Genomic DNA, 22,673 nt, shown 5'->3' on the forward strand with positions numbered 1-22,673 from the left:
CTCGCCGTGTTTCCTTTATCTCAGTCGAAGGCCCTGAAGTTTGTACGTCGATGGACAGGCGCTTCCGCTTTTGTTCGTTATCTTAAGAATTTCACACAAACTACTTCAGGAACAGAAACTTCAGAATCAAGCTTCGTCAATTTTCCAGTTTCTTTATCCCTTGCAAAAAGAACAAGATTTCCCGTATGTTGATTAGATGCAATCAAGAAAGCTTCACTTGGGTCTAATACGAAATCACGCGGCCACTCCCCGCCTGATGGTGTATGTTCAACGAAAGTAAGTTCTCCGGAATCGGCGTCGACGCTAAACACAGCAATGCTATTATGTCCACGATTTCCCGTATAAACGAAGCGGCCGTCGGAAGGAATATGGATGGCACTTGCATCATTTGTCTCGGTAAAATCTGCTGGGATTGCTTTAATGTATTGTTTTTCAGCGAAGCTTCCGTCCTCCGCATTATAATCTAGAACAACCACTTCTGAACTTAGCTCAGTGAGTAAATATGCAACTTTTCCATTTGGGTGAAAAGCAAGATGGCGTGGGCCGCTCCCTGCTCGTACTACTAAAGTATTCACTTTGTCGAGAGAGCCATTATTAACTTTATATGTAACGACTTCGTTCGTACCAAGATCGGCAACAACAACATACTGTTTGTCTGGAGTAAAAGCTGTATAATGGACGTGCGGTTTTTCTTGTCGAGCGTGCGGACCTGTTCCTTCGTGCTTATAAACAGAGGATACTGGATTTACACCATCAATTTTCGTTTTGTATAATTCAACAGTTCCTTCATGATAATTCCCAGTTACTAGGTCATTTTGATACACATCTAAATGACATGGTGGTGCCCCTTCATGTACTTCCGTATTTAAAGAACTCAATTCTCCTGTTTCGGAATCAATAGAAAATGCTGCCACGCCACCTGACTTGTCTTGTTGAGCAACAGAATACAAATACCTGTTTCCCTCGCTGATAGTTAAATAGGTCGGACTGCCAACTTTTGCTGCTACTTCAACATTCGTCAGCTCTGCTTTTTCTGTATCCAGAATAAAGCGGTAAATTCCTTCACTCGTTTGCCTAGTGTATGTACCTGCATATCCTATGTATTTTTCTCCCATGATCTGACTCCCTTTCTAAATTTTCTGTTACTATTATAACATCGAAAATGGCAAAAGCGCCCTTTCGAGGACGCTCTTTATTTAAAAACTATCATTCTATCTTCTACACTATTATATTGTTTTTCACGTGGGCCAACTGTCGGTTTTCCAAATGGCATTTGTGAAATAAGCTTCCAATTTTCAGGAATGTCCCAAATTTGTTGAACAGCTTCGTCTATAATTGGATTATAATGCTGCAATGATACTCCGAATCCTTCCAATTCTAATGCTGTCCATACGATATATTGAAGCATCCCGGATGATTGCATTGAGTACTCAGGCATTTTCTCAGCATAGGATGGAAATTTTTCTTGCAAGCCTTTCACTACCGTTTGATCTTCGAAAAATAAAATGGTGCCATAGCCATTTCGAAAGGCTGCCATTTTTTCTTCCGTTAGTTTAAATTTATCCGCAGATACTTTTTCCCTCAAAGCCGCCTCAGTAATATTCCATAACTTATCGTGGTTTTGACCAAGCAAGATTACTGCTCGTCCACTTTGTGAATTATATGCTGATGGAGAATGTTTAATCGCTTGAGCCACTATTTCCTCTATACGTTCGTCTGTTATGACTGTGTCTTTACTTATCCCATATATGGAGCGTCTATTTTCAACAGCTGAATAAAAGTTTTGCTTTGTTTCAATCATGATCATTTCTCTCCCCTTACACTTCTAAAACAATATTTATTCCAGATGGGTCTGTCGTAAGAATTTTCCCATTCTCCTCTGTCATTGGAGCATTTATTTTTTTCAATTGCTCCATGATCTTTTGCTTTTCTTCATTGTTAGGCAACGCAATCGTAAAGTATTTTAAACCGGTGCTATTTTCTGATGGTGCAGCTACCCCTTTACTGTTCCATGTATTCAACCCGATATGATGGTGATATTTATTTTTTGACATAAATAGTGCTTGCGAGCCGTAACGAAGAATGAGATCAAACCCTAGTCCATCATAATAAAATTCGCGAGTTTTTTCCAATTCCGCTACTTGGAGATGGATATGTCCAATGATTGTTTTTTCGGGCATGCCTTTCCAACCAGTTTCAGTAGCTTCCTGCAAGAGATTTTCAACATCGAGTGGCTCTGTCGTCATGTATACTTGATCTCCTTGCCATATCCATTTTTCTGGATCTCGATCAATATATATTTCGATTCCATTTCCTTCTGGATCGGCTAAATAAAGTGCCTCACTGACATGGTGGTCAGAAGCCCCTTGCAATGGATAGCGAGTTTGAATAAAATAATGAACAATATCTGCAAGATGTGAACGATTAGGCATTAAGAAGGCAATATGATATAGACCACTAGTCCTAGGATCCCGAGGTGTTGCATCTTTACGTTGTTCCAGTGATAATAATGCAGTTTTACCGTCTGCTGAAATTGATGCTTTTTCATTTGTTCGCTCAATTACTTTGAACCCAAGAACTTTTTCATAAAAGTCAACTGATCTCTCAAGATTTTGGACTGTTAACACAGCTTGTTTTATAACAGATGGTTGTGTCATTTTCAATCCTCCTTATACTTACTTTATGTAAGCGACTTTATTATAATTATGATATAATGTCAAGTAAGGCGAAATAAATGATAGGTATTTTAGTGGGCAAATGATATAATTTAACTAGCGAGGTGAGTATTATGAATAATCCGTTATGCCCAAAGTTTGAAAAGGCAATGAGTATACTAGGACAGCGCTGGACAGGGTTAATTATTCACCAGCTTTTAAATGGACCCCAGCGTTTTTGTACAGTTGAAGCAGCAATGCCTATCAGTGCACGTGTTTTATCAGAGAGATTAAAAGACCTAGAGCAAGAAGGAATCGTCAAACGCCAAGTATATCCTGAAACACCAGTAAGGATTGAATATTCCTTAACGGATAAAGGATTGGCTCTAGCCCCTTTGATGAAGGAAATAGAAAAATGGGGCGAGAATTGGCTAGAAATTGAACAAGAAGAAAATATTGAGTTATAAAGCCGACTTCCCTAAAATGGGAATGCCGGCTTCTTTATTTTGGCTTTTAATTTTCGTAATATGTAATTATTAAATGTAGGAGGTAATAAAAATGAAAAACGATATTACTAAACGTTTTGTCTCATATGTAAAAATTAATACCCAATCAGATGAAAATAGTCCTACATGCCCTTCAACTGCTGGTCAGCTGACTTTGGCCAATAAACTCGTTGAAGAATTAAAGGCGATTGGAATGGATGAGGTCTCTATTGATGAAAATGGCTATGTAACGGCGACACTTCCAGCAAACACAGAGAAAAAAGTACCGACAATTGGCTTTCTTGCTCACGTAGATACCGCGACTGATTTTACAGGCGAAGGGGTTAACCCACAAATTGTTGAACATTATGACGGTAGCGATCTTATGTTAAATGAAGCGGCGAAGGTTGTTCTTTCAAACAAAGACTTTCCAGCGCTTGCTAATTACAAGGGCCACACGCTTATTACAACAGATGGAACAACTCTTTTAGGTGCGGACAACAAAGCGGGAATTGCTGAAATCATGACAGCTATGGATTTTTTAATAAAACATCCTGAAATCAAGCACGGAAACATTCGTGTTGCTTTTACACCTGATGAAGAAATTGGACGTGGACCACACAAGTTTGATGTTGAAAAATTCAATGCAGATTTTGCTTATACGATGGATGGCGGACCTATTGGTGAATTACAATATGAAAGCTTTAATGCGGCGGGGTTAAAGCTTACTTTCCGCGGAACGAATATCCACCCAGGAACAGCAAAAGGAACAATGGTGAATGCGGCCAAAATCGCGATGGAATTCCATAACGCATTGCCTGCGGACGAAGCTCCTGAATTGACTGAAGACTATGAAGGCTTCTATCACTTGCTTTCGTTTCACGGAGATGTAGAAGAAACGAAGCTCGCATACATTATTAGGGATTTTGATCGTAAAAATTTTGAAGCAAGAAAAGCACTTGTTGAAAAAATCGTTGCTGATCTTCGCGAAAAATATGGAAAAGATCGAATTTCGATTGACATGAATGATCAATACTACAACATGAAAGAAAAGATTGAACCTGTGAAGGAAATTGTCGACATTGCATCTGACGCGATGAAAAGTCTCGACATTGAACCGATTGTCTCCCCTATTCGCGGCGGTACGGACGGTTCGCAATTATCATACATGGGACTCCCTACTCCAAACATTTTTACCGGAGGAGAGAACTTCCATGGACCTTATGAATTTATTTCCGTTGATAATATGGAAAAAGCCGTTCAAGTCATTGTAGAAATTTGCAAATTATTTGAGGAACGTGCTGAGTAGTAAATATTTTTGTAAAATTATTGCAGATTAAAGCATAAAAGGTATTGACTTATCTTTTCGCTCCTGCAATAATACATAAGACAAAAGAATCAGATTGCCTTTAAAACAGTCCTGTGAGGCTGACAAGGTTGCATACGCATATGATTATGCGTAATTTCTGCATACAGATGATATTAACATCCGATTATTATGCACCTTGCCAAGCTATGGACAAGGTGCTTTTTATTTTGTCCAAGGCATAAGCATCTGATCAAAGATTAATAAAAAGGGAGAGATATCGGATGAAAAACAGAGAAATCCAAGTACACGAACGCTTACCATTATTACAAAGTTTACCTTTAAGCTTACAGCACTTATTCGCAATGTTCGGTTCTACAGTATTAGTACCATTATTATTCGGAATAAATCCTGCAATTTGTTTGTTGATGAATGGGATTGGAACACTCATCTATATTTTTATTACGAAAGGAAAAATACCAGCTTATCTGGGCTCTAGCTTCGCGTTTATCTCGCCTGTCATGGTTGTGTTACAGAAATATAGCGGCACTGAAGGCTATAGTTATGCACTTGGTGGATTCCTACTCGTTGGTATTGTATTACTTCTTGTTGGTCTTCTCATTAAAGTAGCCGGAACAAAATGGATTGATGTTATCTTTCCACCAGCTGCAATGGGCGCAATTGTAGCAGTTATTGGATTGGAGTTAGTGCCGGTAGCTGCAGACATGTCTGGATTACTTAAACCCGCTGGTGCACCTGATACATGGTCGCCAGATCCAAAGGTAATCACGGTTTCCTTGCTTACATTGGGACTTACAATCGTATATTGGGTAACATTAAGAGGATTCTTAAAAATCATCCCAATCTTACTTGGTATTGTTTCAGGTTACATCATTGCAGGTTTTGTGGGACTGGTAGATTATTCTGGAGTTAAAGAGGCAAGCATGATTGCTCTTCCTACCTTTTATCAAATTAAGTTTAATTGGTCTGATATGTTAATCATTTTACCTGCTGCACTGGTCCTGCTGCCAGAGCATATAGGGCACCTAATCGTAACAGGCAATATTGTTAAAAAGGACCTTGTCAAGGATCCTGGTCTTGACCGTTCCTTTATGGGAAATGGAATTTCAACCATTATTTCCAGCTTTGCAGGTTCAACACCTAACACAACATACGGAGAAAACATCGGAGTTCTTGCGATTACTAGAGTATACTCTACTTGGATTATTGGAGGAGCTGCAGTTATTGCGATTTTCCTTTCCTTCTTCGGAAAACTAGCAGCTTTAATTCAAGCAATCCCAACACCGGTTATGGGTGGAATTTCCTTATTACTATTCGGAATCATCGCGGTTAGCGGTCTTCGTATGTTAGTTGAAGCGAAAGTAGACTTCAGCCTTTCACATAACATTATCTTAACTTGTGTTGTGTTAGCAATTGGTATCAGTGGCGCTACAATTCATGTCGGTTCTGTAGAACTAAAAGGAATGGGACTTGCAACAATTGTTGCGATTCTACTAAGCTTGTTCTTCAAGCTTCTTGAAAAACTAAAATTAACAAATGACTAATAAAGATACCCCTGAAGTTGAATTTGAACTTCAGGGGTTTTTAGATTGGTAATTTTATATTTTTGTTTAAATTCCCGTTCTTGGTCGCTAACGATATCCTCACTCTAATCGATGTAGGTATAGAACTGCACGGATGTTTCAAATCAGAGTTCGTGGAATCCTATTCGCCATTGGAGCTGGTCTATTCGCCGTCGGGGTCGCTCTATTCGCGGTCGAGGGTGCTTTATTCGCCGTCGACGTGTTTCTACTCGTCATCGTGGTTCTCTTTTCGTCGTCGCCATCGGCTTGAATTATTGCCATTCTTCTATTATTTTCATAGTTCATACCTTCTATTTGATGTTCAGAGAATTCTATTAAATGTTTTGCCTATTCTATTAGATGTTTCGGGCATCCTATTAGCTAATTTTTGTTTCTATTAGCCGTTTTACGCTTCTATTAGCTATTTCAGACATTCGATTAGCATTTTTACAATTGGAGCGCGTTACTGATCTCTATTCTCAGCTTTTAATATAAATTTCCTAGATTTAAGTTAATTATTCGAAACCTTTTCCCTATCCTTATGTTCCGCCACTTTCTCTTCATAGTACGTAGAATAATTCGTTACATCCATCCCCTTTTTTCTGGCGTACGTAATTAATTCCGCGATATGTTCTAGTTTCGGATCATGACGAATGCTGCTCCAATCATGGCTGCAATAGACAAAATCTAATTGCTTCGCACTTGCGTAATCAATATCCTTTTTTACCCATTTAACATATTCAGCAATATTGTTCCAACCGAGTTTTTCTCTAGCAATGCAATCTTGCCAGCCGTGCAATGGACATTCCAAGATCTCCGGAAAGCCCTGCGGTTCGTAAAAATACGGTTGCCACTCAAATGGAACAGGCTGCCAGTCACGTTCGTTTCGACCGGCTGAACGGACAAACTTGATTCCATTTTCACGTAATACCTCCAACAAATCTAGGCGGTCACTTAAGCCACGATAATAATTATACGGAGCGGTAAATCCAATTCCATCAACACCTAAAAGATTTCGAAGCACCTTTTGTCCTTTACTGATTTCCTCGCATACCTCTTCAAAAGAGCCGCTCGGAAAAATGGTTATACCCTCCTCGTTTTCTTGAACGACTGTTTTTAATAAGACATGCGAATACGTATGCTGATGAAATTCCATGTCACCTAACTCTAAAACTTCCTGAGCAATAGCCACGTTTCTCTCTAATGTTTTTCCTACTATAAAAATACTCGCCTTTGCTTCGAGATTTTTATGGACCTCGGATGCCGCCTTTAAAAACATTTCAGTTGATTCATCTTGAGATTCTACATCATAACCAATCAAGAATTTGGGCATTCCAATCTCCCCTTATTATTTTATTTAGTAAATTATATAAAATCCTTATAAGTATGTATATCTTTGTTTTAAAAGAAATAAGTTTACAGATAATTTATTCCATCATATAATTTACACATGAAATTAATTGTAAAAGGAGGAAAAATCATGTTAGCTGCAAATGGTGGCACTCCAGTTCGAACGAAGCCGTGGGCTCCGGAATTTATTAGCTCCGAGGAATTTGATGAGTTAGAAAAAGAATATGTCCTTCGAGTTTTAGACAAGAAAAGGGTTTTCCGTTTTTATCATGATCAACTTGCGGATTCAGAAACGAAACGATTAGAAGATTTATATAAAGAGCGTACAAACGTGAGACATGCTCTTGCCGTGAATTCAGGTACTTCCGCCCTTGTATCCGCAATTGTAGGTGCGGGAATTGGGCCAGGGGATGAAGTAATTATCCCTGCATATACGTATATCGCAACGGCATCTGCCGTGTTAATCGCACGTGCGGTTCCTGTTATTGTAGAGGTCGATGATAGTTTAACGATGGATCCGAACGCATTTGAAGCGGCAATTACCGAGCATACAAAAGCAGTTATCCCTGTCCACATGAAAGGGATACCGTGTGACATGGACAAAATTTTAGAGATTTCTAAAAAGCATGATCTAATCGTCATTGAAGATGTAGCTCAAGCAAATGGCGGTTTTTATAAAGGAAAACCATTGGGGTCTATGGGAGATGCAGGATGTTTTAGTTTCCAACAGTATAAAGTCGTTACTGCTGGCGAAGGTGGACTCGTGACGACAAACGATGATGTCATCTATACGCGTGCTAGTATTTATCATGACTCTGCACTAAGTTACTGGGGAACAAAACTCTTTGAAAATGTAGAATCTTTTCCAGGCGAAAACTACCGAATGAGTGAACTTAATGGAGCACTCGCTCTCGCACAATCACAAAAACTGGATAACATTATTTCAAAGCTTCGCCAAGTTAAAAGAACGATAGTGGATGGAATAAAAGATATTCCAAATATTCAATTGCAAAGGGTTCCAGATCCCGAGGGTGATGTATCATATAGCTTGATCTTCTATTTATCTGATACAGAAGCAGCAAAAACCTTCGCCGATTTACTGAATGCTGAGGGCATTCCGAATGGAACGATCTATAACAACGGAATTGCCGATCGCCATATTTACGTTAACTGGGATTATGTGTTGGACAAACGAGGAGCCTCTGAAAAAGGCAACCCATGGACATGTGAAAGTTATAAAGGAAATGTTCAGTATTCAAAAGATATGTGTCCAAATACGTTGGATTTGCTAGCGCGCTCCATCAGTATTTCATTACATCAAAATTTATCTAACGAAGATTGCCAGGATGCAATCGAAGCTATAAAAAAGGTTGCAAAACATATGAGCGAACGCATGGAAATTCATCAGTAAAACTTAAACCTCAGTGGCTTAGTGTATCACTGAGGTTCTTCTTATTTTTGAGTACAAGCAATCATCCGCTTTATAATTTTTCCCAGCATCAGTACTTCAAGGCGCTCGTGCACTTCATTTGATATAATCAGGGAAAGCATAGATCGAAAGGATTTCTAACCATGAAATATACCACATCTGAAAAGGACATTCTTAGCTTCTTAACTTCGTATAATGGAATTTCCAGAAAACAACTCGCTGACATTTCTGATTTGTCTGGGGCGAGTATTACAAAAATCACAAAAAAATTAATAGATGATCAATTTATTATAGAGGGTGAACGAATTAGCAGCGGCCTAGGAAGAAAAGAAGTTTTATTATACTCTAATCCTCAAAAGTTCACCTTTTTAGGCATTGATATTGGAGGATATCTCGTTCGTTTTGCATTATCAAACAATAGTATGGAAGTTTTACATAAAGAAGAGTTTTTTATGGCCGAATTAGATGAAAGCCAAAATAAAGGTGAAGCCCTTCTAGACAGACTCATTCATTTTTTAGAAAGGTCACATACTCTTCCTACGAGTATTGATGCCATAGGGATTGGAGTAACTGGACTCGTTGATAGAGAACAACAGACCATTTTAAATATCCCTAATCGCAAAGGCTGGGATGATATTCAACTCATTGTTATTTTCCAACAAGCATTCTCATGCCCTATTTATCTCGATGAAGGTGGCCGCACGATGGCCGTCGCCGAAAAAACATTAGGAAAAGCGAAAGAAATCAGGGACTTCATCGTCGTACAAATTGGGTTTGGAATTGTATCTGGTATTATGATTAATGACCAATTGCTAAGGGGATCTAGCAATGTTTCAAGCCTGTTTGGTCATATTACTGCGGATGAAAATGCGGGCCGATGTTTATGCGGGAATTATGGCTGCTTGGAAAATATCATTACATTTCCAATGCTGGAGATCGAATATAAGAAACGCAATGGTCAATACGCTTCTATTGTGGAGGCATATGAGCATAAAGATAAAATTGCCATTGGAATATGTATTGATACGGGAAAAGCCCTAGGAATAGCCCTAAGTAATGTCGTCAATTTATTTAATCCAAGTGCCATTTATATTGGTGGACCGATATTTGACTCCCTTCCTATTCTATTGGAAGAAACGAAGCGGACAATTATTTTACGCGCAAACCGTTTTGCCACTCTTGCCTTAAGCTTAGAGGAAAATAGTTTTGGACAGCAACAAGGCATCATGGGAGCGTTAATCTTCGCTAAAACAAACTTAATTGCAGAACTCTAAAGCCGCATCCAGTTAGATGCGGCTTCTTTTCATATATTCCTTATAAATTTCCTGATAAGTCCTATGTGTTTCTTCATTCGGTACAATCGGTGCCCCTAATTGGATGTTATCTTTGATTTCCTCGAATGAATGTACCTTTCCGATTGCGACCAACGCTGTCCACGCCGCTCCCCATGCTGAACTATGATGAGTTTCCGCTACATAGACTTCTTTTCCGAATATATCAGCTAGCATTTGCAGCCATAAATTTGATCGAGCCAATCCGCCATTCACATATATTCTGGAAGGCTCTCCAGCAAGTCTGCAAAGCGCCCTTTCGATTTGATATAAATTAAAGGTGATTCCTTCAAGTACAGCCCGTATGAAATGCTCTTGCTTATGGGTGATAGACAAGCCAGAAAAATTTCCAGTCGCGCGCTGATTCCAGATTGGTGCTCTTTCTCCGTTAATATACGGATGAAAAATAATCCCTTCTGCCCCAGGTGCCACTTTCCCGGCCTTCTCGATAAAATCACTATAGCTATCTTCGTTATTTAAAAGCTCCTTCAACCACTGCAACGCAATACCGCCATTGTTGGACGGCCCTCCAATGATGCTATATTCGTCAGTAAACGCATAGCTAAATGTTTCCCGCTTTTCGTTAATTCGAACCCCTTTAGAAAACTGGCGAACAGCCCCACTCGTTCCTACTGTTATCGCTACTTCCCCTGGCAAAATCGCTCCGATGCCTAAATTGGCAAGCTGGCCATCAGCAGCACCAATTATAACTGGAATGTCTGATGGCAGACCCATTCCTTCTGCGACTTTTTTATCCAAATTGTTCAAAATATATGTTGGAGGGACGACTTTAGATAATTGATTTTCCTCTATTTGGGCAAACTCCAACGCCTTTTCATCCCACCCTAATATACTAGGATTGAATAGCCCTGTCGCTGAAGCCATTGAATAATCGACAACTCTTTCTCCAAACCATTTAAATAGGATAAATTCTTTTACCGACATAAAATAAGCTGCTTTTTTATAGGGTTCAAACTCTGTCTCCTTCATCCATACTAATTTTGTAAAAGGAGTCATTGGATGAATGGGCACGCCTGTTTTTAAAAACAAGTCTTGACGTTCCTCTTCCGAAAAACCTTCTGCCTGTTGGCTACTCCTACCATCTGACCAAATAAGGGCATTTGATAAAGGATTCCCCTCTTGATCGACACAAATAAGTGAATGCATTGCGCAAGAGATACCTATTGCAAATGCTTCTTCTTTTTGAATTCCCGCTTGATCCATTGCATCTTTGATTGCTTTTATCGCGAAACGTTCAATCTCATTCGGATCCTGCTCCACCCAGCCAGATTCAGGATAATATGTTGTAATCAAGCACTCCGCTTCTGATTTTACCTTACCATTTAAATGAAAAATTACTGCTTTTGCGCTTGTGGTTCCTAAATCTAGTCCAATGACGTAGTTACCTGACATTATTAACCTCTTCCTTTTTCTTTTTATGTATTACAAAAACTCCACTCCCCAAATTTTCCTTCATGACAACAAAAGTCAAAAATCGACATTATTTTTGAAATATGGTGGTAAAGATGCAAGTCTATGGTATGATAAGAGAAATTATGTCCAATAACATTCTCATAATCTATTACCGAGGTAATGAAACCACTTACATCCTTTGGCAACACATTTGTTTATCAGTCAAATTATTACAAATAGAATATCATTACCATCACCAAACCGTCAATTAATAATAGATTAAGAGGTTAATTATATACAATAGAGAAAAATAGCTTTACCTTTATTAATTAGGGGGATCAAAATGATTACTGGTGATGCAGCTTTTATAAAGAAGTTAAATAGAGGATTAATATTAAGTCAGATTATCGAACATAATAAAATTTCTCGGGCTGATTTATCTAAAGTTACTGGGCTTAATAAAGCAACCGTATCTGTTCAAGTGGCTGACTTATTGGAAGAAAATTTACTTATTGAGGAACAACTGGAACATAATAATTTAGGGAGGAGACCTATCCTTCTTTCATTAAACCGAAAAGCCGGATATGCTCTAGGAATTGACCTTGATAAGAATCAAATTATGTTCACATTGTCAGATTTGCTCGGTTTTCCTACCCATATCGAAATTGTACAACTACAAACAAAAGATTATAACGAGATACTTGAAATTTTAATTGAGTACATAATAGACATTAAAAAGAAATGCCAAGGAAGTGCATTTGGATTAATCGGCGTAACAATCGGCATTCACGGACTTGTGTCAAAGGATGAAAAAATCCTTTTTTTCCCGCAACTTCAATGGCGTAATAAAAATATTAAAGAAGACCTTCAGAATATGGTGGATGTTACAGTTTTCATCGAAAACAACGCAAACTTGACTGCCTTTGCGGAAAGTGTTTTTAAACATAATAAAAGTAATAATTTAATCAGTATTTCTATGAATTCTGGGATTGGCCTAGGCATGATTATGAATGGTGAAATTCATAGAGGATTCCATGGTTATGCCGGTGAGGTTGGACATATGATTGTCGTTCCTGATGGGAAATTGTGTGCATGCGGCAATCAAGGGTGCTGGGAACTATATGCATCGGAATCAAGTTTTTTTAATAAGCTTGGCCGCTCCAATGCAGATTATTATGATATCCATTCGTGGTTAAAACTTGGGGATCCAGATGTCACGAATCAAATGGATGAACTCATCAAGTACATCGCTATTGGTCTAAATAATATTATTAATATGTACAATCCCGAAATCATTGTCCTGAATTCCGAGCTGCTGCGTTTAAACCGAGATGCCGTCAAACAAATTGAAAGTCGACTCAATTCAAATATTAGCCACTACGGCAGACTTCTAGTTTCTGAACTTGGCAAACAAGCTTGTGTTATGGGAGCTTGCGCTTTCTCCATAATTAAATTTTTACAAATATCAGAGCTTAATTTGCAAGTCACAATGAAAAGGACATTATAAAACCCGGTTGATAAAATCAACCGGGTTTTACTAATTTAATTCTTATTCATCCATTCAGTATGGAAAGTACCTTCTTTATCAAGGCGCTCATAAGTATGGGCACCAAAATAGTCACGCTGTGCTTGCAATAAATTGGCAGGCAATGTTTCTGTACGATAACTGTCGTAATAAGCAATCGCGCTTGAGAAGCAAGGAACTGCAATGCCACGTTCAACCGCTATGGCAATTACTTTACGAAGTGCGGACTGGTAGCTTTCAACGATTTCTTTAAAATATGGATCAAGCATTAAGTTCGCTAAATTTGCATCGCGATCATAAGCATCCTTAATTTTTTGCAAGAATTGTGCACGAATGATACAACCGCCTCTAAAAATCATAGCGATATCGCCGTATCTTAAATCCCAGCCATATTCTTCTGATGCAGCCTTCATTTGAGCAAAACCTTGTGCATAAGAACAAATTTTACTCATATATAAAGCTTTACGAACCGCTTCGATTAGTTCTTTTTTATCCCCTTCAAAAGCGGATACTTCAGGACCGTTTAACACTTTACTTGCCGCTACTCGTTCTTCCTTCATCGCGGAAATAAAGCGAGCAAACACGGACTCTGTAATAAGTGGAAGTGGAACGCCTAAGTCTAATGCATTTTGGCTCGTCCATTTACCAGTACCCTTTTGACCTGCAGTATCTTTAATCACGTCAACTAGTGGCTTGCCTGTTTCTTCATCCGTTTTCGCAAAAATATCAGCTGTAATTTCAATAAGGTAGCTATCAAGCTCTCCCTTATTCCATTCAGAGAATACTTCATGCAATTCATCTGCATTTAGGCCTAAAATATGTTTCATAATAAAATAGGCTTCACAAATCAATTGCATGTCGCCATATTCAATCCCGTTATGAACCATTTTCACATAGTGACCTGCTCCATCCGGACCAATATATGTACTGCATGCTTCTCCATTTACTTTTGCAGCGATCGCTTGGAAGATAGGTTCAACTAAATCGTATGCTTCTTTTTGTCCACCTGGCATAATTGAAGGACCTGTAAGTGCTCCTTCTTCACCACCGGAAACCCCTGTTCCAATAAAATGAAGACCTGCTTCACTTAGTTCTTTATTTCGACGAATGGTATCTTGGAAAAACGTATTTCCACCATCGATTAAAATATCGCCTTGTTCTAAGTATGGCTTTAAAGATTCAATTGTAGCATCAGTGGCAGCACCCGCTTTTACCATTAATAATATTTTACGCGGCTTTTCCAATGAATTTACAAACTCTTCTATCGTTAAGGCACCGACAAAATTTTTACCTTTCGCTTCGTTCTTCATAAATTCTTCCGTTTTTTCAGAAGAACGGTTAAAAACGGCAACGGAATATCCACGGCTTTCAATATTCAAAGCGAGGTTTTTTCCCATAACTGCCAAACCAATAACGCCTATTTGTTGTTTCGACAATTTTACTTCCTCCTTAGAGACTCATTCATAAATATATTTTATCATACAATGTCTTTATTGCGTTAACAACCTGAGTTGCTTATTAAAGGTAAACATTTTAATATTATTAATAATACAATGAAAAAGGAGAAATACATGAGTGTAATAGTCGAATTACAGAAAAGTGGCTTAGTTGCAGTTGTAAGGGAATCCAATTTAGAGAATATTGTCCCAATTTGCGAGGCTTTGTACGAAGGTGGAATTTATGCATTGGAGATTACAGCTGAAACACCTGGGGTCACAGAATTAATTGAAAAAGCAGCAGCAGCAGTTGGGGACAAAATTTTAGTTGGTGCAGGTACAGTACTAGATTCGGAAACAGCAAGAGCCGTTATTGCGGCCGGAGCTAGATTCGTTGTCTCCCCTACTTTGAATATTGATACTATTAGAACTGTAAAACGTTATGGAATCACCAGTATTCCAGGTGCCTTGACACCTACCGAGATTCTTACGGCGTATGAACATGGTGCAGATATGATTAAAGTATTTCCGGCAAACGTATTTGGCCCAAGCTATGTAAAAAGTATTCACGGCCCACTGCCACAAATTCCTTTAATGGTAACAGGTGGTATCACACATCATAATATAGGGGAATATGTAAAAAGTGGTGCAGCAGCTATTGGAATTGGCAGTAATTTAGTAGATCCGAAAAAATTAAAAACGGAAGCTGACTTTGAGGAATTAGTTCAACAAGCAAAGAAATACCGTATTACATATGAAGAATCGAAGACTTAAGAAGAAGAAGGTTTTCCTTTTAATAAGGGGAGCCTTTTTCTTTTTATACAAAAACTTACTTAATACATATAGCAAAGTAAAAATTACTCTGTTATAATAATTATTGTAAGTTACATACCAATTTATTGGAGGTGCACGTTTCGTGAGTGAGAATGAGAAGAAGCAATTGAAAAAATTGACGACTGCTGCAGGTGCTCCAGTCATTGACAACCAGAACTCTATGACAGCAGGTCCAAGAGGTCCCGTTTTACTGCAAGATGTTTGGTTGATCGAAAAACTAGCTCATTTTGACAGAGAGGTCATCCCTGAAAGACGTATGCATGCTAAAGGGTCAGGAGCATATGGAACATTTACAGTCACAAATGACATTACAAAATATACAAAAGCAAGAATTTTCTCAGAGGTTGGTAAACAAACTGAAATGTTTGCTCGTTTTTCAACTGTTGCGGGTGAGCGTGGTGCTGCTGACGCTGAGCGTGACATTCGTGGATTTGCTTTAAAGTTTTATACGGAACAAGGAAACTGGGATCTTGTAGGTAATAATACGCCAGTATTCTTCTTTAGAGATCCTTTAAATTTCCCAGATCTAAACCACGCTGTAAAACGTGATCCTAGAACAAATATGCGAAGCGCAAAAAATAACTGGGATTTCTGGACTTCATTGCCTGAAGCTCTACATCAGGTGACGATTGTAATGAGTGATCGTGGAATTCCAAAATCATATCGTCATATGCATGGATTTGGAAGCCATACGTACAGCATGATCAATGCTCAGAACGAACGCTATTGGGTTAAATTCCATTTCCGTTCTCAACAAGGAATTGAGAACTTAACAGATGCAGAAGCTGAAGCTCTTATCGGCAAGGATCGCGAATCTCATCAAAGAGATTTATATGATAGTATTGAAAATGGCGACTTCCCGAAATGGAAAATGTATATCCAAGTGATGACAGAAGAAGAAGCTGAAAACATGCCTTACAATCCATTTGACCTTACGAAAGTATGGTATAAAAAAGACTTCCCTCTTATTGAAGTTGGAGAGTTTGTGTTGAATCGCAATCCTGAAAACTATTTTGCTGAAGTCGAGCAAGCTGCATTTACTCCAGCTAATGTTGTTCCAGGGATTGGCTTCTCACCTGATAAAATGCTGCAAGGAAGATTGTTCTCTTATGGGGATGCTCAGCGATATCGTTTAGGTGTAAACCACCATCAAATTCCAGTAAATGCTCCGAAGTGTCCATTCCATAGTTTCCATCGTGATGGACAAATGAGAGTGGATGGCAATTTAGGAAGCACTATGCATTACGAGCCTAATAGCTATGGTGAGTGGGAATCACAACCTGACTTTACAGAACCACCTCTAAAAATAAGCGGCGACGCGGCTAACTGGAATTTCCGCGATGACGACGATCAATATTTCACACAACCTGGTCTTCTCTTTAATAAAATGAACGATGATCAGAAGGAAGTTCTTTTCGGAAATACCGCTCGCGCTATGGGCGATGCTCCGAAGGAAATTAAAATTAGGCATATCGTCCATTGCTACAAAGCTGATCCCGCCTATGGTGAGGGTGTAGCGAAAGCACTCGGCATTCCAATTAGCGAAGCTGGCATTGCTGTTACAGAAGTTTAATAGTTTTAGATAAGAGAGACGGCTTTTGAAGCTGTCTCTTTTTTGATTGTACTGAATGAGGATCTCTATCACTGAAGAAGACAGTACTTAATGCGGCAATACGGCGATTGAGGTCCTTCATCACTGAAGAACCCAACACTTAAGGCGTTAATCCAAGTTTTAGAGTTCGTTCACGTTATAAAAAATAGTAACCTGTACAAAAAAAAGACTCTCAAAATAATCGTGATTTTGAGAGTCTCGTTGTTATTATTTATGCTAAAAAATCAGTTGGTTGATTCATTGGAAGTGCTTCTGGTCTGCTGCAGCCACTACTAATTTCGATGTGCTGCCCTTTTTCTGCTGCATCTATAAAGGCATGCATAACATCAAGTACGTGGAAAGCTAATGCTCCACTTGCGCGGTTAGCACGGCCTGTCCGAATGGCATTTGCCATGTCAGCAGCTCCGATTCCCCTACTATTCTCCCTAAAGCTATGTGTTAGTGGGATTTCGGTCCACTGTGCTTCCCCTTGTCTTTTAACATAAATTGGTCCGCCAAATGTATTTGGATCAGGAACAATTAGAGTTCCGGTCGTTCCGTAAATTTCAATTCTTGGAAGCTGTGAACCCCATACATCGAAGCTAGTTGTAATGGAACCAATTGCTCCATTTTCAAATTCAAAGACACCTGAAATATGAGTAGGAATTTCAACTGGAACTTTCTCGCCCGCTCTTGGTCCAGACTTAATTGTTCTTTCAGGATAAGTCGCTCTTGCGGAACCAGTAACTCGTTTGATTGGTCCAATTAAATTAATTAGTGCCGTTAAATAGTATGGTCCCATATCAAACATTGGGCCGCCACCCTCAACATAGAAAAAGTCAGGGTTTGGATGGAAACTTTCAGGGCCGCTTCCCATCATAAAGGCACTTGCTGCAATCGGTTCGCCAATCCAGCCATCATCGATTAGCTTCCTGCATGTTTGTAGTCCGCCACCCAAAAATGTATCTGGTGCAGAACCAACATAAAGGCCTCTACTTTTAGCTAATTCTAAAATTTTCTTTCCATCTTCACGAGTAACAGCAAGTGGTTTTTCAACAAAAACGTGTTTGCCCGCTTCAAGTGCCTGTAAACAAATTGGAGCATGGGCTGTAGGGATAGTTAAATTAATGACCATTTCAATTTCATTATCTGCCAATAGCTCCTCAGGTGAATATGCCTTTTGAATCCCAAATTGTTCAGCACGTGCTTTCGCGCTATCCAGATTAATGTCAGCAACTGCAATGACATCAAGATTTTGAAAAACTTCCTTCGTATTTTTTATGTATATTTCACTGATCATCCCACAACCGATGATTCCAATTTTTACTTTTTCCATTTTGTATCCTCCACATGATGACTTATCTTGTGCCCCAGATTTTCCGGGGCACAAGTTCATTAAACATTTTCTACTAAACGCATTTGCTTTACATTTACCCAGCCACGCGTTTCAACCGATTTTTCGATCGCAGCTAAAATTTCCTGATTTCTGATACCATCCTCAAAATTAGGCGATGGGCTAGTTCCTTCCGAAACACCCTTCATTAATTCTGTCATAAGGTTAATAAAAGTATGTTCGTAGCCAATAATATGTCCTGCTGGCCAGTAGGCACCCGCAAATGGGTGGTGCTCTTCGGTACAAGTGATATTTCGAAAGCCTTGAAGTCCATCTTCATCATCCGCAAAATAAACTTCCAAATTGTTCATCTGTTCCATATCCCAACGGATAGAGCCTTTTGATCCGTTAATTTCAAAGCGATTTCCATTCCGGTTCCCACCAGCAAATCTTGTCGCTTCAAAAACTCCCATTGCTCCGTTTTCAAAACGAACCAAGAATGCAGAAGCATCGTCGACATCGACTTCTTCCATCACTGTACTTGCAGATTTTGCACTTAATCCGCCACTTGAATCCGCAACAGGACGTTCCTTAATAAAGGTTTCCATCATTCCCGTCACTTCTTCAAATTCACCCACTAAAAATCGCGCCATATCAATGCTATGGGCAGCTATGTCACCTAGCGCTCCTGATCCAGTGACTTCTTTTTTCAAGCGCCATACACTCGGAAACTGTGGATCCATGATCCAATCTTGTAAATACGTCGCGCGCATATGATAAATTTTACCCAATCTACCTTCTTGAATCAATTTTTTCGCAAATTGTATAGCTGGTGCAAAGCGATAATTATGGCAGATCATATGCACTACGTTATTCTTTTTAACAGCATTATACATACGCTGTGCATCTTCCAGCGTCAAAGCAAGCGGTTTTTCGCAAAGAATATGCTTTCCTGCTTCCGCGGCTGCTATTGCTATTTCCGCATGCGTATTGTTCGGAGTCACGATATCAATTAAATCGATATCATCTCGCTCAATTAATCTTCTCCAATCCGTTTCATATGTAGCGAAGCCCATTTTTTCAGCAGCTTCTTTAACTCCTTCTTCGTCACGACCCGCTACAGCTTGTAGTACAGGCTCTACATCACAATCAAAATAAAACGGCAGATCGCGATATGCGTGCGAATGTGCCTTCCCCATGAACTTATAGCCAACCATTCCAATTCTAATCTTCTTTTTTTCACCCACTAAATCTCACCAACCCTTTCATAAATAAGCAGATTTTGCAGAAAAGAAGTTTCCTAATTCACTCCTTCTTTTACTAGTTTCCAAGACTTTGAATACCGAATAGACAAAGTATGTCCAACCTCCGATAGCTATTATGTATAAAGATACCATATAAAATGCGCTCTGAAAACCTTTTCAAAATCATATTTTTTACTTTGATATCGGAAAACTACTTAATGCTGTAAAAGCTTGCACCATCTTCCTAGCAAATTGTATAGGCGGCTCTACTGATTGAATATGCATATACAGAATATTGGGTTTTACAAAAATCCAATGGTTGTGCAAAGCACTCACAATAAGACCTTGTTGAACAATCGAATACATGAACGATGGCACTTCTTCCTCAAGAACGGCTATTTCTGCAAGATTAAGGGCATATCCATTTTGATCTAAAGCTTCAAAAGAAACACCTGCAGGTACAACCGATTTGCTTGTCCGCCCTTGAACCATAACTGAAAAATTACGATGCAATGAGACGGAACAAACACCTTGGTCAATCGTGCTTTTTGCATTAAAAATAGCGCCAAATTGATCACAAAGACTAGAATAACCGTTCATGTACCTCTTCCCCTTCCAATAGACTCCTTCTAATCTATGTTGTCTATTCAAACAATATGAAGGAGATTCATATTAAAAGGGTAAGAAGTGCCCCACCAATCGCACCAGTGACCACAATAATCCAAGGTGAGAGCTTCCAATAAACAAGCATGCTAAATAATACTGCTGCAAATGCAAAGTCAATTGGTTTTAAAATAGAACTCGTCCAGATTGGTTGATAAAAAGCAGCTATTAATATCCCAACTACTGCAGCATTTACTCCCATCAAGGCTCCCTTTATTTTTGGGTTACGACGAAGTTGATCCCAAAATGGAAGAGTACCCAGAATAAGTAGAAAAGCTGGTAAAAAGATGGCAATTGTTGCAATCACGCCACCTGACCAACCATTCATTACTGCTCCTAAATATGCTGCAAATGTAAATAACGGTCCCGGTACTGCTTGAGCCGCTCCATAGCCAGCAAGAAAAGATTCTTCACTTAACCATCCGGTTGGTACAAATTCACGTTCCAGTAAGGGCAACACTACATGCCCTCCTCCAAACACAAGTGAACCGGAACGATAAAAACTATCGAACATCTCAACCCAATCTAATGAACTAATTTCTCTTAAAATAGGTAGTAGAATTAATAAGCCAAAAAATAAAGATAAACATATGATTCCGATTTTACGAGAAATAGGAAAATGAATGTTAGAGTTTTCTTCATCCCTATGATTTTTATAAAGAACAAATCCAAGAAAAGCTGACAACAAAATAACTCCAACTTGTGTGAACGCAGTTTGCCATAGTAGAATAATCACTAATGCCATTAATGCTATGGCTTTTCTTTTTAAATCAGGAGTTAACTTTTGAGCCATGCCTAAAATTGCATGTCCTACTACTGCAACAGCCACCAGTTTTAATCCATGTATCCAACCTGCATTTCCAATATCCATACCTTTTAGAATAAGCGCAAATACGATTAGAGCAATCACTGAAGGGAGTGTAAATCCAAGAAATGAGATAATTCCGCCTAAAATCCCTGCACGCATTACCCCAATCCCTATCCCAACTTGGCTACTGGCTGGGCCAGGAAGAAATTGACATAAGGCCACTAAATCCGCATAACTTTTTTCATCCATCCATTTTCTTCTTCGTATATATTCTTCATGAAAATATCCTAAATGGGCGATTGGACCACCGAATGAGATTAATCCGAGCCTTGTTGAAACGAATAATATTTCCAATAATGTTTTTAAATCTTTCTTTGCCATCCAGACCTTCTCCCTTAAATGGTAAAAAATATAGAACTTCGGAATCGAAATTCTATATTAAGATTATCATATGATGCTTTATTGTAATGGATTTTTACAAAATCTTTACATGCTTCCAAGTGCCCCAGAAATCGAATATGCTTCTAAATCAATATCAATATCTTCTTTTAACGCTAATTTTGCCAATAAAAAACCTAGATAAGGACCCATCGTAAGACCAGAAGCGCCTAACCCGTTGGCGATTAAAACTCCCTCATACCCTGGAAGCGGACCGAGTACTGGTAAAAACTCTGGTGTAAAAGGACGGAAACCAATTCTTGTTTCGATCATCTCAGCGTTTGATAGCCCAGGAGCAAATTGTAGAGACTGAGTCAAAATTTCTTGTATACTTCCTGCTGTGACGCGCAGGTCAAATCCAGTATTTTTTTCATGAGTTGCACCCGCCACAATTTTGCCTTTCTGAAACGGTACGATGTATTGGCTGCCTGGTGGCATGACAACAGGCCAATGATCTGTTTCTAATCCTTTTAGATTCATATGCAAAATCTGGCCTTTTTGAAAATCAACTTGAAAATGAACTCCTAATGGTTTTAATAGTTGACTACCCCAAGCACCTGCCGTCACGATGATAGTGTCTCCAACAAACGACTCATCAGTCGTCTTTGCTCCTATTACTTTCATTCCGTTTAATACGAGTTCCGCATCTCCATGAACAATGTTAGCTCCATGCCGCTCCGCCGATCTAAGTAACGCGTTACGAAGAGCCCGGCCATCAACACGTGCTGCTCCACTGACATGAACCGAGCTGTATCCATCTGCAATTAAAGGAAATAAAGCTTTCGTTTCCGATGGAGAAAGCAATTGAATTTCACCAATTTCCGGAGCATCTTCACGTCTTTTCCGCGCTCTTTTTTCCATTTCAATGAGCTTTTTCGAATCCGTATGTATGCTGATTGCTCCTACGCGAGCGTAACCAGTGTTCGACTCACCTTCATTTTCCAGTTCTTGAATGAGATTCGGATAAAAGCGCGCTCCGCCTTTTGCAAGCTGATACCATGCTTTGTTCCGCCTTTGCGAAATCCAAGGACATACAATCCCTGCAGCAGCATCCGTAGCCTGCCCTTTATCCTTTCGATCAATGACGGTAACTTCAGCGCCTGTTTTTGCTAAGTGATAGGCTGTTGAAGCCCCTAAAATTCCAGCACCTATTACAATAAAACGATTCATAGAAAGCATTCCTTTCATTTACTACTCCAAATCGTGCTTGATGAATTGAATTGTACCAATTATATCATTCGGAAATCTAA

Annotated in this window: 19 protein-coding genes; 8 read left to right on the plus strand and 11 right to left on the minus strand. The window is 39.1% G+C overall.

What is annotated here, in order from left to right; all coding sequences use genetic code 11:
• Positions 1-77: 77 nt before the first annotated feature.
• The 3 genes from KHA97_RS13300 to KHA97_RS13310 all read right to left on the minus strand — a co-directional run bounded on the left by KHA97_RS13300 (position 78) and on the right by KHA97_RS13310 (position 2,657).
• Positions 78-1,115, minus strand: coding sequence for a lactonase family protein (locus KHA97_RS13300; RefSeq protein WP_213125201.1), 1,038 nt, complete (start codon positions 1,113-1,115; stop codon positions 78-80).
• Positions 1,116-1,192: 77 nt separating this feature from the next.
• Entirely contained in the window at positions 1,193-1,801 is a 609-nt protein-coding gene (locus tag KHA97_RS13305; RefSeq protein WP_213125202.1) for a nitroreductase family protein, read from the minus strand.
• 16 nt (positions 1,802-1,817) lie between these two features.
• On the minus strand, positions 1,818-2,657 hold the full coding sequence (locus KHA97_RS13310; protein WP_213125203.1) for a VOC family protein: 840 nt from the start codon (positions 2,655-2,657) through the stop codon (positions 1,818-1,820).
• A 131-nt stretch (positions 2,658-2,788) separates the two neighbouring features.
• On the opposite strand from KHA97_RS13310, the gene KHA97_RS13315 reads away from it, so the two are divergent.
• From KHA97_RS13315 to uraA, 3 genes are all read left to right on the plus strand, one after another.
• A complete protein-coding gene (locus KHA97_RS13315; RefSeq protein WP_213125204.1) occupies positions 2,789-3,121 on the plus strand; it encodes a winged helix-turn-helix transcriptional regulator in 333 nt (110 codons plus the stop codon).
• A 91-nt stretch (positions 3,122-3,212) separates the two neighbouring features.
• The gene (gene pepT / locus KHA97_RS13320; RefSeq protein ID WP_213125205.1) at positions 3,213-4,448 is read left to right on the plus strand and encodes a peptidase T; all 1,236 of its coding nucleotides are present in this window, start codon (positions 3,213-3,215) and stop codon (positions 4,446-4,448) included.
• Positions 4,449-4,729: 281 nt separating this feature from the next.
• The gene (gene uraA / locus KHA97_RS13325; RefSeq protein WP_213125206.1) at positions 4,730-6,010 is read left to right on the plus strand and encodes a uracil permease; all 1,281 of its coding nucleotides are present in this window, start codon (positions 4,730-4,732) and stop codon (positions 6,008-6,010) included.
• Between the two features lie 529 nt (positions 6,011-6,539).
• Here the strand turns inward: uraA and KHA97_RS13330 are convergent.
• Positions 6,540-7,361: a polysaccharide deacetylase family protein gene (locus KHA97_RS13330; protein WP_213125207.1), complete on the minus strand. Its 822-nt coding sequence runs from the start codon at positions 7,359-7,361 to the stop codon at positions 6,540-6,542.
• Between the two features lie 147 nt (positions 7,362-7,508).
• Here KHA97_RS13330 and KHA97_RS13335 point away from each other — a divergent pair, with 147 nt between their 5' ends.
• Positions 7,509-8,789, plus strand: a complete 1,281-nt coding sequence (locus KHA97_RS13335; protein ID WP_213125208.1) for a DegT/DnrJ/EryC1/StrS family aminotransferase — start codon at positions 7,509-7,511, stop codon at positions 8,787-8,789.
• A 161-nt stretch (positions 8,790-8,950) separates the two neighbouring features.
• Positions 8,951-10,081 carry an ROK family transcriptional regulator gene (locus tag KHA97_RS13340; protein ID WP_213125209.1) on the plus strand — a complete coding sequence of 377 codons (1,131 nt, stop codon included), beginning with the start codon at positions 8,951-8,953 and terminating at the stop codon, positions 10,079-10,081.
• Between the two features lie 12 nt (positions 10,082-10,093).
• Here KHA97_RS13340 and KHA97_RS13345 read toward each other — a convergent pair whose 3' ends face one another.
• The gene (locus KHA97_RS13345) at positions 10,094-11,551 is read right to left on the minus strand and encodes a gluconokinase (RefSeq protein WP_213125210.1); all 1,458 of its coding nucleotides are present in this window, start codon (positions 11,549-11,551) and stop codon (positions 10,094-10,096) included.
• Positions 11,552-11,894: 343 nt separating this feature from the next.
• On the opposite strand from KHA97_RS13345, the gene KHA97_RS13350 reads away from it, so the two are divergent.
• Positions 11,895-13,058 (plus strand): ROK family protein, encoded by a 1,164-nt coding sequence (locus KHA97_RS13350; RefSeq protein WP_213125211.1) that lies wholly within the window; start codon positions 11,895-11,897, stop codon positions 13,056-13,058.
• A 35-nt stretch (positions 13,059-13,093) separates the two neighbouring features.
• On the opposite strand, the gene gndA is transcribed toward KHA97_RS13350, so the two are convergent.
• On the minus strand, positions 13,094-14,512 hold the full coding sequence (gndA, locus tag KHA97_RS13355; protein WP_213125212.1) for an NADP-dependent phosphogluconate dehydrogenase: 1,419 nt from the start codon (positions 14,510-14,512) through the stop codon (positions 13,094-13,096).
• 135 nt (positions 14,513-14,647) lie between these two features.
• Between gndA and KHA97_RS13360 the strand changes: the two genes are divergently transcribed.
• The gene (locus KHA97_RS13360; RefSeq protein ID WP_213125213.1) at positions 14,648-15,286 is read left to right on the plus strand and encodes a bifunctional 4-hydroxy-2-oxoglutarate aldolase/2-dehydro-3-deoxy-phosphogluconate aldolase; all 639 of its coding nucleotides are present in this window, start codon (positions 14,648-14,650) and stop codon (positions 15,284-15,286) included.
• Between the two features lie 142 nt (positions 15,287-15,428).
• Positions 15,429-16,919 (plus strand): catalase, encoded by a 1,491-nt coding sequence (locus KHA97_RS13365; protein ID WP_213125214.1) that lies wholly within the window; start codon positions 15,429-15,431, stop codon positions 16,917-16,919.
• A gap of 250 nt (positions 16,920-17,169) precedes the next feature.
• Here the strand turns inward: KHA97_RS13365 and KHA97_RS13370 are convergent, their stop codons facing one another.
• From KHA97_RS13370 to KHA97_RS13390, 5 genes are all read right to left on the minus strand, one after another.
• Positions 17,170-18,273, minus strand: a complete 1,104-nt coding sequence (locus tag KHA97_RS13370) for a Gfo/Idh/MocA family protein (protein ID WP_213125215.1) — start codon at positions 18,271-18,273, stop codon at positions 17,170-17,172.
• A gap of 59 nt (positions 18,274-18,332) precedes the next feature.
• Positions 18,333-19,487 carry a Gfo/Idh/MocA family protein gene (locus tag KHA97_RS13375; RefSeq protein ID WP_213125778.1) on the minus strand — a complete coding sequence of 385 codons (1,155 nt, stop codon included), beginning with the start codon at positions 19,485-19,487 and terminating at the stop codon, positions 18,333-18,335.
• 219 nt (positions 19,488-19,706) lie between these two features.
• Positions 19,707-20,114 carry a DUF1259 domain-containing protein gene (locus tag KHA97_RS13380; RefSeq protein ID WP_213125216.1) on the minus strand — a complete coding sequence of 136 codons (408 nt, stop codon included), beginning with the start codon at positions 20,112-20,114 and terminating at the stop codon, positions 19,707-19,709.
• A 67-nt stretch (positions 20,115-20,181) separates the two neighbouring features.
• Positions 20,182-21,366, minus strand: a complete 1,185-nt coding sequence (locus KHA97_RS13385) for a chromate transporter (protein WP_213125217.1) — start codon at positions 21,364-21,366, stop codon at positions 20,182-20,184.
• A 105-nt stretch (positions 21,367-21,471) separates the two neighbouring features.
• The gene (locus tag KHA97_RS13390; protein ID WP_213125779.1) at positions 21,472-22,593 is read right to left on the minus strand and encodes an NAD(P)/FAD-dependent oxidoreductase; all 1,122 of its coding nucleotides are present in this window, start codon (positions 22,591-22,593) and stop codon (positions 21,472-21,474) included.
• Positions 22,594-22,673 lie beyond the last annotated feature (80 nt).

Origin of the sequence: Lederbergia citri, from assembly GCF_018343625.1 — a bacterium.
In the GTDB taxonomy this organism is placed as follows: Bacteria; Bacillota; Bacilli; order Bacillales; family Bacillaceae_C; genus Lederbergia; species Lederbergia citri.

Coding starts and splice junctions, on each gene's coding strand:
- KHA97_RS13300 (WP_213125201.1), bottom strand. CDS start 1,115: ATGGGAGAAAAATACATAGGATATGCAGGTACATACACTAGGCAAACG.
- KHA97_RS13305 (WP_213125202.1), bottom strand. CDS start 1,801: ATGATTGAAACAAAGCAAAACTTTTATTCAGCTGTTGAAAATAGACGC.
- KHA97_RS13310 (WP_213125203.1), bottom strand. CDS start 2,657: ATGACACAACCATCTGTTATAAAACAAGCTGTGTTAACAGTCCAAAAT.
- KHA97_RS13315 (WP_213125204.1), top strand. CDS start 2,789: ATGAATAATCCGTTATGCCCAAAGTTTGAAAAGGCAATGAGTATACTA.
- pepT (WP_213125205.1), top strand. CDS start 3,213: ATGAAAAACGATATTACTAAACGTTTTGTCTCATATGTAAAAATTAAT.
- uraA (WP_213125206.1), top strand. CDS start 4,730: ATGAAAAACAGAGAAATCCAAGTACACGAACGCTTACCATTATTACAA.
- KHA97_RS13330 (WP_213125207.1), bottom strand. CDS start 7,361: ATGCCCAAATTCTTGATTGGTTATGATGTAGAATCTCAAGATGAATCA.
- KHA97_RS13335 (WP_213125208.1), top strand. CDS start 7,509: ATGTTAGCTGCAAATGGTGGCACTCCAGTTCGAACGAAGCCGTGGGCT.
- KHA97_RS13340 (WP_213125209.1), top strand. CDS start 8,951: ATGAAATATACCACATCTGAAAAGGACATTCTTAGCTTCTTAACTTCG.
- KHA97_RS13345 (WP_213125210.1), bottom strand. CDS start 11,551: ATGTCAGGTAACTACGTCATTGGACTAGATTTAGGAACCACAAGCGCA.
- KHA97_RS13350 (WP_213125211.1), top strand. CDS start 11,895: ATGATTACTGGTGATGCAGCTTTTATAAAGAAGTTAAATAGAGGATTA.
- KHA97_RS13360 (WP_213125213.1), top strand. CDS start 14,648: ATGAGTGTAATAGTCGAATTACAGAAAAGTGGCTTAGTTGCAGTTGTA.
- KHA97_RS13370 (WP_213125215.1), bottom strand. CDS start 18,273: ATGGAAAAAGTAAAAATTGGAATCATCGGTTGTGGGATGATCAGTGAA.
- KHA97_RS13375 (WP_213125778.1), bottom strand. CDS start 19,487: ATGGTTGGCTATAAGTTCATGGGGAAGGCACATTCGCACGCATATCGC.
- KHA97_RS13380 (WP_213125216.1), bottom strand. CDS start 20,114: ATGAACGGTTATTCTAGTCTTTGTGATCAATTTGGCGCTATTTTTAAT.
- KHA97_RS13385 (WP_213125217.1), bottom strand. CDS start 21,366: ATGGCAAAGAAAGATTTAAAAACATTATTGGAAATATTATTCGTTTCA.
- KHA97_RS13390 (WP_213125779.1), bottom strand. CDS start 22,593: ATGAATCGTTTTATTGTAATAGGTGCTGGAATTTTAGGGGCTTCAACA.